Raw genomic sequence first — 12,610 nt, forward strand, 5'->3', positions numbered from 1 at the left:
CGGTTGGCGGCCGAGTCCGGGGCGTCCCACTCCATGCCGTCGACCGACACCAGCCGCCGGTGGCCCAGCCACGCGCCCCGCGTCAGCGGGTCGGCGACCGGCACGGCCACCCGGTCGAAGATCTCCCGGACCGGTTCGGAGCCCAGGCGTTTGCGGGCCTGGGTGATTGCGCTGGTGGTCGGTGTCTCCCAGTCCGAATCCCAGCAGCCCCAGCGGGCCAGCGGTTCCGACAGCCGGGTGACGACCTCCTCGTAGTCGTCATCGGCGAACAGTGCCAGCGCCATCACCAGGTACACCACCACATGCGGCGGCAGTTTCCCGTCCGACCGCTTCGCCTGCCGCCCGAACGCGGTCACCGCGTCGTCGATCACGTCCCGGGGGACGGACCCGGCCAGCAGGCCGATCGAGATCCACTCCGGCAACCGGCCGCTCACGTCCACCCGTTGGTCCACGGTCGGCAACCCTACCGACCCCGGGTGGCACCCCGCCGATCAAGATCTACTTAAGCTACGCGGCATTGCCCTATGTAGTGGCCCCGTCCGGGCGAACTTCCCCGGGCCGTTCGGACGGGTGTGCGCCACCCACCCCGGAAGGGGCGCAGGACCGCGTTGACGTCGGAGCCTTCTCCCCCGGGGAGGCTCCGGAGGAGCGGCCTCTGCGCCCCTTCCACTGTTTTTGGGTCGACGTCGGGGACGTTAGGGCGAACCGGGCGGTAGCCAATGGTCTGTGCCCCCTTCACCTGTTCCCCCCACTGCGGCAGTGCAGGCTGCCCGGTCCGCCAGGTCGCCGCTGCGCGCCGGGACGAAGTCCGCCGACGCGGCGAACATCGCCGACCTGCTGTTGTCCGCTGCCCCGGTCGGCCGTCGCAGTGCGTTCGCCGGTCTCGGATCCCGCGAGCAGGCGTACGTCCTCACCGAAGTCGAGCGCGTTACTGGCAGCGTCTACGGCTTGTGGTTTGACACCCCGTCAGGGTTCGTCTCCGACGTTCTCGGAGAGACGATCTGGTCGTCGCAGCGGGAAATCATCGACGCAGTCCCGGGGTCCGGCCCTGGCCGAACGCCTGCGGGACCGCGCCGGGGAGTATCAGTGGTACATGACCGACTTCGCCGTCCCGTTCGACAACAATCAGGCGGAACGCGACCTCAGAATGGTCAAGGCGCAACAGAAGGTCTCCGGATGCTGGCGCACTCTGACCGGCGCGAGACGCTTCGCCCGGATCCGCTCCTACGTCTCGACGGTCCGCAAGCACGGCATCGATCCGCTGACCGCCCTACGTGACCTCTTCGCCGGGCGGCCGTGGATGCTGCCCACGGCCAGCTGAGACCCCAAAATAGTTACTCCGCCGGTGCGGTCCCGGCCGGGCAGGCGGACGGGCACGACTTCGGTCTCCGGGCCCAGTTCCCGGCGCCAGCCGGAGAAGGCGGACGGGCCACCCCCGGCGTGGTGGAATGCGAAGAGGCGCAAAGTCGCCTCTTCGGTGTTTTTCCCGTTCAGCATCTTTCTGTCGCTTTCATGAGGATCCCCGGTGGGTGACCGAGGGTTTGCACAATTGCGCGACCGGTCAATCACTCGCCGAGTCGCCGGTCCATCGGACTGGCGGAGGTGGATTCGCCCTGTTTTCACCTTTTCCGTTCAAGGCGTTCGGCGAACTGTGTCCACGCGTCGGCGTGGGCATGCGCCATGCGGCTGACCAGTTCGACGGAATGCCCGGGGACGGTGTCGATAATTTCTTCCCAGTGGTGCGCGGAAAGCGTGTTCGCGCTCAGCAGGCGCAACAGGGTCCGGCCGTTTTCGACGTATTTGAGGGAAGGGTCCTTCAGGAGTGAGGCGAGCGTCGCGCTGGGGTCAGCGGTGTGCCCCACGGGCCGCACCTGATCCTGGGCGGGCTTCCCAAGCGCCGCATTGGTCCGCTCGCCGTGTTCCGGGGCCCAGCCCGCCCCGGAGCATCGCGCCGGGTTCCCGGCTCGGCGCACCGTGTCCGGGACCGGGTCGTCCCCGCGGAGCAGCCGGGCGCGCACGTCGCGCACCGTGCCGGGGGAGACGCCGGACAGCTTGGCGATCTGCCGCAGCGAGGCACCGGGTGTCTCCGAGATCAGCCGGGCGGCCAGCGCTCGTCCCTGGGCGCTGTTCACCGGCCGAGCCCGTCCGTCCAGCCCCAGCCGGGCTTCGGGCCGCACCTCCGGGGCGGTCACCGTCCGGCGGATCTTGCCGACGGTTCTGGCGGACAGCCCGGCCACTTCGGCGACCGCGCGGTGCGAGACCAGTGCCCGTGCGACTGGACGATGCGCGCGGCGGCGGACGTGCGGTCGCCCAGGGAGAGGGGAAGGCCGTGTGCGGTGTTCTCACGCACCGCGATGAGGAAGGCGTCCTGCCGGGGACCGTCGAAGAAGCGGACCCGGATCACCTCCTCGCCGCGCTCGATCGCCGCGCGCAGCCTGTGCATCCCGTCCACCACCTGCATCGTGGGCCGGTGCGCGATGATGGGCGGCAGCACGGCCTCCGACTGGGCGAGCAGCCGGGTGTGCCCGCTGTCCTCGCCTCCGGTGCGCGGCGTGTCGGCTGGCTGGAGCGCCTGCACCTGCACGAGTTCCACCGCGGAGAGCACAGGGTGGGCGCCCTCACGCAGTGGCCCCTCCTCGTGGCGCTTCGGGACTGCTGGAACCTGGGTCAAGGTCTGGATGCTCATTCGGCCCCGTGGACGTGAATGCTAAGTCTGGTCAGGTCGGGAGTAGTTATCGACTGTGGACATGCATGCCTGGCACAGCGCCGGACCGGGCGGATCGACTCTAGTCAATTTACATACCTTCGCGAAGGTTTTCTTTGAGGTTCCGCGTCCTGGGCGGTTCCCCGGCCACGCACCGCCGCCGGATCGTCAGGGAGCGTCACCAAATGTCCGGGCACGAAAAAGCGGGCGTACGGAAATCCCGTACGCCCGCTTTCTGTTCGTTCACCGCATCACGTGCCCGGGCGGGTGTCCGTCCCGTCCGCGTTCAGGTGGTGCGCCGGGATCGAGCCCATCTTCCCGGCCTGGTAGTCCTCCACCGCCTGGTTGATCTCCGCCTTGGTGTTCATCACGAAAGGTCCGTACTGCGTGATCGGCTCGCGGATCGGCAGTCCCCCGAGCAGCAGCACTTCCTGGGTGTCGCCGGGGCCGGACGGATTGCCGTCCGCGGTCACGGTGATCGAGTCACCCGGGCCGAAGTGGGCCAGCTGCCCCTCGGTGACCGGGCGCCCCTCCGGGCCCACCCGGCCTGAACCGCCCAGCGTGTAGACCATGGCGTTGAAGTCCTTCGGCCACGGCACGTCGAGCTTGGCCCCGGCGCTGATGGAGGCGTGCGCCAGGATGATCGGGCTGTGCGTGGACCCGGGACCCCGGTGCCCGTCGAGTACTCCGGAGATCAGCCGGACCAGCGCGCCGCCGTCGTTGGAACTGAGCAGTTCCAGGTCGGACGACTTGAGGTCCTGGTACCGCGGCGCGGCCATCTTCATGGACCTGGGCAGGTTCACCCAGATCTGGAAGCCGTGGAACAGGCCGCCCTTGACGACGAGTTCTTCGGTGGGCAGTTCGTCGTGCAGGATGCCGGACCCGGCCGTCATCCACTGCGTACCGCCGTCGTCGATGGTCCCGCCGCCGCCGTGCGAGTCGTGGTGCACCATCGTGCCGTCGATCAGGTAGGTGACCGTTTCGAAGCCGCGGTGCGGGTGCCACGGAGCGCCCTTGGCCTCGCCTGGCGCGTAGTCGACCGCGCCGAGGTGGTCGATCATGAGGAAGGGGTCGCCGAGGGTCTGGTCGCCCACGCCGCCGCCGAGCGGGCGGCGTACGAGGAATCCCGCGCCTTCCATCTTCTGGGTGGCGGTGACGACCTTGGTGACCGGCCGCTGGGCCGCATCCGGCAGGGGGCGCCCGAGACGGGGGAGAAGCAGGAGGTTGTTCACGGTTGCCGCGGGCATGACGTGCTCCTTCCGGAAGCTTGGCCGGACCGGCCAGTTGTTTGCGTCAACAGTAGTTGATGCGTGAACTATTCCAGAAGGTGCGCGCCTGTCGTCCACTGGGCCCGGTGGAACAGATCGGACGCGGACATGGTTATCCCAGTACGGCCGCCGCAAGGTGGCCTCCAAGAGGAGGAAGGCCATGAACGCGATCAACACCACGGGGATGACGCCGGAGAACTTCCGCTGGGCCCAGGAACTGGTGGAAGCGCGCGACCCGCGTGCCGCCCTGCAGATCCTTGAGCCGGTCCTCGACCAGGAGCAGGACAACGTCGCCGTGCTGCTGCTGACCGCGCGGGCCTACTTCATCACGATCCAGCTGGCGAAGGCCGAGACGGCGCTGCGGCGCGTCATCGAGCTCGACCCGAACGACGCGTGGGCGCTGCACGCGTTGGGCCGCACCCTGGAGCGGGCCGGCCGGCCGGACGAGTCCGGGCCGTACTTCCGCCTCGCGGCGGCGATGAACCCGGACGTGGACTACGTCCTGGCGGCGGCGCGGTACGCGCCCAAGGAGTAGTCGGTCACGGCCGAAGGGGTAGTCCGGTCAAGTACGGCCGAAGGGGCCTCCGGGAAACCGGAGGCCCCTTCGGCTGTTCGACCCTTCGGCCGTCGGGTGCCTCAGCTTTCGCTGACGCCGACCTTCTCGTACGCCTTCTTCATCGAACTCGGCGCGTACCAGGCCCACTTGCCGAGCACTGCCATCGCCGCCGGGACGAGGATCCCGCGCACCAGCGTCGCGTCGAGCAGGATCGCAAGTGCCGCGCCCAGACCGAACAGCTGGAGGAAACTGACCGTGCTGGTCATGAGGGCCACGAAGGTGACCGCGAGCAGCGCGGCCGCGGTGGTCACGATGCGACCCGTACGGGCCAGGCCCCGGGTGACGGGCTCCGGGTCGCCGGCGTCGTGCAGTTCCTTGATCCGACTGATCACGAAGACCTCGTAGTCCATGGACAGGCCGAGGGCGACGCAGAACAGCAGCACCGTCATCGAGGTGTCCATCGGCAGCGGTGTGAAGCCGAGCAGTCCGCTCAAGTGGCCGTCCTGGAACACCCAGACGGTGACGCCCATCGCGGCGGCGATGCTCAGGCCGTTGGACAGCAGGGCGCGCAGCGGCTGGACGATGCTGCCGGTGAACAGGAACAGGATGATGAAGGTGGTCAGCGCGATCAGGCCGATGGCCAGCGGGATCCGCGAGCCGATCGCGTGTTTGGTGTCGACGAGGTCGGCGTCACCGCCGCCGACGTAGGTCCGCACCCGGTCGGGGGCCTGGATCTTGCGGAGTTCCCGTACGAGATTCTGGGCCTTGTCCGAGCGTGGCTCGAACGAGCCGGTCACATAAAGGAATTGGGCCTCGGGGCGGACCATGTCGGCGGCGGGCGGCGCAGGCACCGAATGTCCGTCGGCGAAGCTTCCGGCGGCGCTGTCGACGCGGGCGACGCCGGGCACGGTGGACAGCTTCTGAGCGTACGGAGTCAGTGGCTGTGAAGCGTTGGGACCGGTGGCGACGACGGTGAGCGCGTTGGCGTTGTCGGCCGTGTAGTCGTCCCGCAGTGCGTCGCCGACCTGGCGGACGGCGGTGCTGGTGGGCAGGACCCGGTCGTCGGGTGTGCCGAACTTGACGCCGAGCAGCGGGGAAGCGGCCAGGAGCAGGACGGCGAGGACCGGCAGTGCGATCAGCGCGGGGCGGCGTTTCACGGCAGCGCCCAGTTTGCTCCACAGTGGCGCCTCAGCCCCGGTCACACCGCGGATTCCGCGGATCCGGCCGCCGTCGGCCTTCGGGCCGAGAACGGTCAGCAGTGCGGGGGCGATGAACAGGGCTGCGATCGCGGAGATCGCCACGACCCCGATCCCGGCGTACGCGAAGGACCGCAGGAAGTACATCGGGAAGACGAGCAGGACGGCGAGCGCCGCGGCGACGGTGGTGGCGGAGAAGACGATGGTCTTGCCGGCCGTACGCACTGTCCCGACGACGGCATCGTGCAAGTCCAGTCCGTTGTGCCGCAGTTCGCGGTGCCGGGCCACGATCAGCAGGGCGTAGTCGATGGCCAGGCCGAGCCCGAGCGCGGTGGTCAGGTTGATTGAGAAGATGGAGACGTCGGTCAGGCTGCCGAGTACGAAGAGTTCGGCGAACGTGCCGATGATGGCGACGAATCCGATGGCCAGCGGGATCAGCGCCGCCACGATGCTGCCGAAGGCGAACACGAGCAGCAGCAGGGTGATCGGAACGGCGATGGATTCGGCGATGGCGAGGCTTTTGCCGACCTGTGCGGTGATCTCCGGGCCGATGGCCGCGTTGCCTCCCACGCGCACCGTGACCGGGGCGTCCTTGGCGATAGCGGCGGTCTTCTCGGGCAACTCGGCTGTTTCGTCCGGTGCGTGAGTGACGATCAGGCCGCTGCGGCCGTCGGTGGACTTGAGGGACGGCGAGCCGGTGGTCCAGTAGGAGGCCGCGTTGCCGAAGCCGTCCTCCGTGTTGAGTGATTCGGTGATTCGGCGGCCGATGTCCGCTACCGCGGGCGAGTCGGCTGTGCCGTCCTTGGCGCGTACGTTGATGACGAGGTTCGTCCGGTCGCCGAACTGCTTGTCCAGGATGGAACCGGCTTTGCTGGAGCCGGAATCCGGATCGTCGAAGCCCTCGGACTTGAGTTTTCCGAAGGCGCCGAGCCCGAGTGCCGCGGCGGCGATGAAGGCGACGACCGCGACGACGAGCACGGTGCGGGCGCGGCGGAAGACGAACTCTCCGAGGCGTTCGAGCATGGTGGTCGACCTGCTTCCGTAAGGACCGGTGACGGGGACTTCGGCACAGTGATCAAATGTTTACGCTGCAAACAATGTTGGCATTGGTAACTTGGCATCACATGTTCACGCTGTCAACATGCATGAGATGAACAATTCCGGAGGCGAAGACGTGGGTGCGGCAACGCAAGGTCATGGGCGGGCCGGCTACCACCACGGGGACCTGCGCAACGCGCTCCTTGAGGTGGCGGTCGGACAGGCGCGGGAGGGTGGCCCCGGGGCGATCGTGCTGCGTGAGGCGGCCCGGCAGGTGGGGGTGTCCTCGACCGCCGCCTACCGGCATTTCGCCAACCACCAGGAGCTTGTCCTCGCGGTCAAGAAGCGCGGCCTGAAGCTGCTCGCCGCACGGATGCGCGCCGAGCTGACGCCGCTCGGTGGTGGCGGCGACCTGTGCGAGGACGCGCTGCGGCGGATCCGGGCGGCCGGCTACGGCTATGTGAACTTCGCACTGGCCGAACCCGGGCTGTTCCGTACGGTTTTCCAGCATCACAAGGGCGACGGGGCGGTCCTGGTGCCGCCCGCCCCTTCGGTCGTGGTCGATCTGCACGCGGCCGGTGCGGACGCGGCCCTTGAGGTGGGGCTGGAGGACGATGCGTACGCCCTGATGGCGAACGCCCTCGACGATCTCGTGAAGTGCGGCAGGCTGCCTGTCGAGCGCCGCCCGTACAGCGATGTCGTCGCGTGGGGCCTGATGCACGGCCTGGCCTGTCTGCTGCTCGACACGGGTCTGTCGCAGCTGCCCGGCGAGGCCCGTGACGTGCTGCTGAACCGGGCGCTGGAGATTTTTTCCGCAGGACTCTGAAGCTGCGGGACCCGGTGACCGCGGGGATCGTGGGCAGGCCGGAATGTCGGATAAAAGATGTACGATGCAATAGTTCATGCAAGTAAGGATTTTTCGGTCCGACGGACTCAACCGCCGGCCCCGCGAGGAGGCCAACGTCATGACAGTCGCCACCATGAAGGCAGTCCAGTACGTCGAGCACGGCAAGCCGGTGGAGATCCGCGAGATCCCCGTACCCACGCCCGGTCCCGGGCAGGTCCTGCTCAAGGTCACCGCGGCGGGGGTGTGCCACTCGGACATCTTCATCATGAGCCAGCCGATGGCCGCCTTCGGGCTCACTGAGCCGCTCACGCTCGGCCACGAGGGCGCCGGGACGGTCGCCGCGCTCGGCGAGGGCGTCACCGGGCTGGAGCTCGGCACCGCCGTCATCGTCTACGGCCCGTGGGGCTGCGGCACCTGCCACTTCTGCGCGCAGGGCAAGGAGAACTACTGCACCCGCGCCGCCGAACTGGGCATCCGCCCGCCCGGCCTGGGCGCTCCCGGCGCCATCGCCGAGTACGTCCTCGTGGACGACGCACGCCACCTCGTGCCGATCGGCGACCTCGACCCGGTCCAGACCGTGCCGCTCACCGACGCCGGGCTCACGCCGTACCACGCGATCAAGCGGTCCCTGGACAAGCTGACCGCCGGCAGCACCGCTGTGGTCATCGGTGCGGGCGGCCTCGGCCACATCGCGGTCCAGCTGCTCCGGGCCATGTCCCCGGCGCAGGTCATCGCGATCGACGTGTCCGACGAGAAGCTGGACCTGGCCCGCGAGGTCGGTGCGCACCTCGCGTTCAAGTCCGACGACAAGGCGGCCGGTCTCGTCCGCGCGGCCACCGGCGGCCTGGGCGCCCAGCTGGTCCTCGACTTCGCCGGTGTCCAGCCCACCGTGGAGCTCGCCGCCAAGTGCGCCGCGGTGGAAAGCGACCTGACGATCGTCGGCATCGGCGGGGGAGCGCTGCCGGTCGGCTTCGGCCTCGTCCCGTACGAGTGCTCGGTCACCACGCCGTACTGGGGCACCCGCGCGGAGCTGATCGAGCTCATCGAACTGGCCCGCCGCGGCGCGGTCACCTCGCACGTCGAGACGTACGGCATCGACCAGGCCGTCGAGGTCTACGACCGCCTGCACCACGGCAGGATCAACGGGCGCGCGGTCATCCTGCCGAACGGCTGATCCTTACGCGTTGCGCGAAGGGGCCTTCAGCTTCACTGAAGGCCCCTTCGCCGTCATCCGGGCTGAAGCGCTCCCGGCATTGCTGGCAATGTGCCAGCATGGTGGTATGGCCAACAAGATGCTCAGCGTCCGCCTCGACAGCGAGGACCTGGAGATGGTCAAGGAGCGCGCTGCCGCGTGTGGTCAGACCGTCCAGGACTACGTCACGGAAACTCTTCGGCGGGATGACTTCAACGACCGCTTCCGCGAAGCCGCGCAGCAGACCATAAGCGAGTACGGCCGGGAACTGGCCGACGTGGACGCTAATTGGGACCAGACCAACCGCAAGCGGTGACCCGGCGATGACCCACCATCTCGATTTCCGGCAGCTGCTGTGGCTCGCCGAGGAACTTCCGGGAGATCCGGCCGTCGAGGACTTCGGCGTCGTCGTGATCGCAGCGCAACGCACCGAAGCTGAAGTCTTCGGTATGGAGGTGTACTGCTCAGCCGGGCTGAAGGCGGCAGCGCTGCTCCAGACCCTGGTGTTGCTCAAGCCGCTTGAACACAGCAACGCGCTGTTCGCCTTCACCGCCGCTCGGGCTTTTCTCCAGGCCAACGGCGTACGAATTGATCCAGACCCGAAGGATGCGGCTGCGCTGTTGGCCTCAGTGCGGTCCGGTGCGGACGGAGCGAAAGAGATCGCCCGGGCGTTGACGGGCTGGAGTGGTTGACCCAACCTCTGACTGTCCCTGAGACGTAAGGGCGGCGCGGCCGGTCCGCTCCGGGTCGACCGCGGCCAGGACCACGTCCACCGCTCCCACCGCGGCGAACGTGCCGAGCAGGAGTTTTGTCGTACGCGACCGCGGCGCGTGGCGGACGGCGCGGTTCAGACCGCTGGATGCGAGGCGGGCAAACACGCGGTGGCCTCCGAGGGCGGTGCGGGGGATGTCCGCGTGGTGGCCGGCTGCCAGCCGGGGCCGCGGAAGACCCGGCCGAAGGGCTCTTTCCAACCGTGTGCGGCACGCACGTCGCGAGCGATCGACGCGTACTCGTGGAAGGCCACCCGCAGCGGGTTGTGCGTGCTGAGGTTCTTCGTCAGTCCGTACAGCGGCTGCTCGTCCTCCGGCTCGAAACTGCCGAACATCCGGTCCCAGACGATGAGGATGCCACCGTAGTTGCGGTCGAGGTACTGCGGGTTCGTCCCGTGGTGCACCCGGTGGTGCGACGGGGTGTTGAACACGAACTCGACCGGCCGCCAGAGCGTACCGATCCGCTCGGTGTGGATCCAGAACTGGTAGAGCAGGTTCACCGCGTACGCCGTCGCGATCATCTCCGGCTCGAAGCCGAGGAGCGCGACGGGCAGCAGGAACAGCCAGTGGTGCACCCCGGTCCAGGTCTGCCGCAGGGCGGTCGACAGGTTGTAGTTCTGACTGCTGTGGTGCACGACGTGACTGGCCCACAGGAGCCGCACCTCATGCCCGGCGCGGTGCTCCCAGTAGTAGAAGAACTCCACCGCGAGGACCGCCAGCCCCCAGGCCCACCAGTGGTGGCCGACCCGCAGTGGAGTCAATCCGTACGCCCCGACCATCACGACACCGGTCAGCAGCCCCCAGCCGAGGTTGGCGGCGACACTGCCGAGGCCCATCGTCAGGCTTGTCGCGGTGTCCTTCCCGCCGAACCCGCGCAGGCTTTCGTCCGGCCGCAGCCGGTGCGTCAGCCACTCGACGAGCATCAGCAGCGCGTAAGCCGGGATCGCCAGGGTTGTGAGGTCCATGCGCGGACCTTACTGGCGAGTAACTACCTTGTGGAAGAGATTGGTCAGCTTTTGGCCGGTGCTGACATCGGCAGTCGGTAGACACCCTGCGCGACCGGCTCGACCAGGCCGTCCGCCACCAGACCGTCCAGGGCGCGGGCGCGCTGCACGGGCTCGGGCCAGACGGCGTCGAGGTCCGCCTGGGGAACAGACCCGGGGGCGTCCCGCAGCACGGCGAGCAGCTTCCCGCGCACCTGACGATCAGTCCCGGCGTACGTTTGGCCCTTGCGCGGTGGACCCGCATAAGGAGGTTTTCCAGCGAGCTGCCACGCACACCGCGCGGAGACAGGACACCCCCCGCACAGCGGGGCGCGGGCCGTGCAGACGATGGCACCCAACTCCATGACGGCCACCGCCCAGGTCGCGGCCGACTCGGCGTCCAGTGGCATGAGCCCGACGGCAGTACGGCGTTCAGCCGCGGTGGTGGACTGTGGCGGGTGTTCAACCCCGTCGACCGTGCGTGCGATGACCCGCCGCACGTTGGTGTCGAGGACCGCGTGCCGCTGCCCGAAGGCGAAGGAGGCCACGGCCGCGGCGGTGTACTCACCGACCCCGGGCAGCGCGAGCAGCTCGGCGTGGTCCGTCGGCACGTCGCCCCCGTGCTCGTTCGTGATCGCCACAGCCGCGCCGTGCAGCCGCAGCGCGCGGCGCGGGTAGCCGAGGCGACCCCACGCGCGGACAGCCGCACCGGGCGGTTCGGCGGCCAGGTCAGCCGGGGTGGGCCAGCGCTCCAGCCACTGCGCCCACGGCGTCAGGACCCGGGTGACCGGCGTCTGCTGGAGCATGAATTCGCTGACCATGACGCCCCACGGGGTGGCGTCGGAACGTCGCCAGGGCAGGTCGCGGGCACTGGTGGAGTACCAGGCGAGGATCGGGGTGTTCAGAGCATGAGGCATGGCGCTCCGATCCTCCCATGCGCAAGCGCCGGGTCCGGATTCACTCGATCGAGTGATTGACCGCGACGCGGGGAGGTGTGTGGCGGTTTGTCGGGTCCCGGCATCGGCGCGCTGGCCTGCGCAGACGAATTCATCAGAATTTCCGACCTGCGACACGGCGCGGCTCCACCGTACGGCGTAACGATCTCTTTAAAGTCGGCTCCGTGGACGCCATGCGCAACCCTGTGGGTCATCTGCCCCCGTCGATCTACTGGCGGCGGCGGGTCCTTGTGCTGCTCATCGCACTAGCGCTGCTCATCGCGCTGGTCGTTTGGCTGTGGCCGGATGACGACTCGGGGAACAAGACGACTTCCGGCAACAAGTCAGCCAAGCCGAGCGGATCGGCTTCGCCGAAACCGGGCCCGATCACTCCCGGCCAGAGCTCTGCCCCGCCAGGGGGAGTCCTCCCGCCCGCCGGCACCAACGGGGGTGCGACCGCGCCCGGAGGCACACCGGGAACGCCCGGCACAGCGGCCGGCGGCGGCACGGCAGCCGGCAACGGCACCGGTGCGGCGGCCGGGACCAGCGGTGTCCCCGGTGCCGACGGCTCCGCGGGCGGCGGTGCCAACACCGGTACGGGCAACGGGACCATCGGCGGTGCCGCGGGCGACAAGGGCGGCCAGAGCGGCGGCGCGAACGTCGACTCGGCCGCGGCCGGACTGCCGTTCTGCAACAGTCCCGCGCTGAAACTCACGCTGATCAGCGAAGGCCACGCGCAGGACAGTCGGTTCAAGGTCGGTGACCAGGTGCCGCTGAAGCTGACGTTGACGAACACCAGCACCCAGGCCTGTGCGATCGACCTGTCGCAGAAGTCGACCAGAGTCGAGATCGCCTCGGGCCAGGACCGGATCTGGAACTCGGCGGACTGTAAGCAGGACGCCAACGTGTTCACCCGTCTGGATCCGGGGGCCTCGAAGTCCCTCACCTGGTCCTGGACGTGGAACCGCAGCAACCCGGGCCAGTGCACCGGCCAGGTTCCGCAGCTCGACCGCCCGGCCTCCGGTGCGCTGTTCATCGTCAAGGGGTCGGTCAACGGCGTCGAATGGGCCTCGAACGAATTCAAGTTCACGGTGTCCTGACACCGGAACGACCACGTGAAA

The 12,610-nt window shown here is 68.7% G+C and carries 14 protein-coding genes; 7 read left to right on the plus strand and 7 right to left on the minus strand.

Translation table 11 applies throughout. The annotated features are described in order from the left end of the window. A partial coding sequence (locus AC0Z36_RS19050; RefSeq protein ID WP_485464146.1) for a transposase domain-containing protein occupies positions 1–452 on the minus strand: 452 nt, incomplete at its 3' end. Between the two features lie 416 nt (positions 453–868). Here AC0Z36_RS19050 and AC0Z36_RS19055 point away from each other — a divergent pair. Next, positions 869–1,321, plus strand: a complete 453-nt coding sequence (locus AC0Z36_RS19055) for an IS66 family transposase (RefSeq protein WP_485464147.1) — start codon at positions 869–871, stop codon at positions 1,319–1,321. A 298-nt stretch (positions 1,322–1,619) separates the two neighbouring features. Here the strand turns inward: AC0Z36_RS19055 and AC0Z36_RS19060 are convergent, their stop codons facing one another. The 3 genes from AC0Z36_RS19060 to AC0Z36_RS19070 form a co-directional block, all read right to left on the minus strand. After that, on the minus strand, positions 1,620–2,237 hold the full coding sequence (locus AC0Z36_RS19060; RefSeq protein ID WP_485464148.1) for a helix-turn-helix domain-containing protein: 618 nt from the start codon (positions 2,235–2,237) through the stop codon (positions 1,620–1,622). Then, complete coding sequence (locus AC0Z36_RS19065; RefSeq protein WP_485464149.1) at positions 2,189–2,686, minus strand: ParB/RepB/Spo0J family partition protein; 498 nt, start codon at positions 2,684–2,686, stop codon at positions 2,189–2,191. The genes AC0Z36_RS19060 and AC0Z36_RS19065 overlap by 49 nt, the downstream gene beginning before the upstream one ends. 269 nt (positions 2,687–2,955) lie before the next feature. Continuing rightward, a complete protein-coding gene (locus tag AC0Z36_RS19070; protein WP_485464150.1) occupies positions 2,956–3,951 on the minus strand; it encodes a pirin family protein in 996 nt (331 codons plus the stop codon). Between the two features lie 181 nt (positions 3,952–4,132). Between AC0Z36_RS19070 and AC0Z36_RS19075 the strand changes: the two genes are divergently transcribed. Continuing rightward, the gene (locus AC0Z36_RS19075; RefSeq protein WP_485464151.1) at positions 4,133–4,507 is read left to right on the plus strand and encodes a tetratricopeptide repeat protein; all 375 of its coding nucleotides are present in this window, start codon (positions 4,133–4,135) and stop codon (positions 4,505–4,507) included. A gap of 101 nt (positions 4,508–4,608) precedes the next feature. Here AC0Z36_RS19075 and AC0Z36_RS19080 read toward each other — a convergent pair whose 3' ends face one another. Continuing rightward, complete coding sequence (locus tag AC0Z36_RS19080) at positions 4,609–6,747, minus strand: MMPL family transporter (RefSeq protein WP_485464152.1); 2,139 nt, start codon at positions 6,745–6,747, stop codon at positions 4,609–4,611. Positions 6,748–6,874: 127 nt separating this feature from the next. Between AC0Z36_RS19080 and AC0Z36_RS19085 the strand changes: the two genes are divergently transcribed. The 4 genes from AC0Z36_RS19085 to AC0Z36_RS19100 all read left to right on the plus strand — a co-directional run bounded on the left by AC0Z36_RS19085 (position 6,875) and on the right by AC0Z36_RS19100 (position 9,493). Further along, positions 6,875–7,588: a TetR/AcrR family transcriptional regulator gene (locus AC0Z36_RS19085; protein WP_485464153.1), complete on the plus strand. Its 714-nt coding sequence runs from the start codon at positions 6,875–6,877 to the stop codon at positions 7,586–7,588. A gap of 154 nt (positions 7,589–7,742) precedes the next feature. Then, entirely contained in the window at positions 7,743–8,783 is a 1,041-nt protein-coding gene (locus AC0Z36_RS19090; protein WP_485464200.1) for an NAD(P)-dependent alcohol dehydrogenase, read from the plus strand. A 106-nt stretch (positions 8,784–8,889) separates the two neighbouring features. Then, positions 8,890–9,117, plus strand: coding sequence for a hypothetical protein (locus AC0Z36_RS19095; protein ID WP_485464154.1), 228 nt, complete (start codon positions 8,890–8,892; stop codon positions 9,115–9,117). A 7-nt stretch (positions 9,118–9,124) separates the two neighbouring features. Further along, positions 9,125–9,493 (plus strand): fic family toxin-antitoxin system, toxin component, encoded by a 369-nt coding sequence (locus AC0Z36_RS19100; protein WP_485464155.1) that lies wholly within the window; start codon positions 9,125–9,127, stop codon positions 9,491–9,493. A 155-nt stretch (positions 9,494–9,648) separates the two neighbouring features. Here AC0Z36_RS19100 and AC0Z36_RS19105 read toward each other — a convergent pair whose 3' ends face one another. Both AC0Z36_RS19105 and AC0Z36_RS19110 read right to left on the minus strand, forming a co-directional pair. Continuing rightward, positions 9,649–10,536: a sterol desaturase family protein gene (locus AC0Z36_RS19105; RefSeq protein ID WP_485464156.1), complete on the minus strand. Its 888-nt coding sequence runs from the start codon at positions 10,534–10,536 to the stop codon at positions 9,649–9,651. 44 nt (positions 10,537–10,580) lie between these two features. After that, on the minus strand, positions 10,581–11,471 hold the full coding sequence (locus AC0Z36_RS19110) for an HhH-GPD family protein (protein ID WP_485464157.1): 891 nt from the start codon (positions 11,469–11,471) through the stop codon (positions 10,581–10,583). A 203-nt stretch (positions 11,472–11,674) separates the two neighbouring features. Between AC0Z36_RS19110 and AC0Z36_RS19115 the strand changes: the two genes are divergently transcribed. Further along, a complete protein-coding gene (locus AC0Z36_RS19115) occupies positions 11,675–12,589 on the plus strand; it encodes a hypothetical protein (RefSeq protein WP_485464158.1) in 915 nt (304 codons plus the stop codon). Positions 12,590–12,610 lie beyond the last annotated feature (21 nt).

It is taken from the genome of Kitasatospora sp. UYEF31, assembly GCF_057291755.1.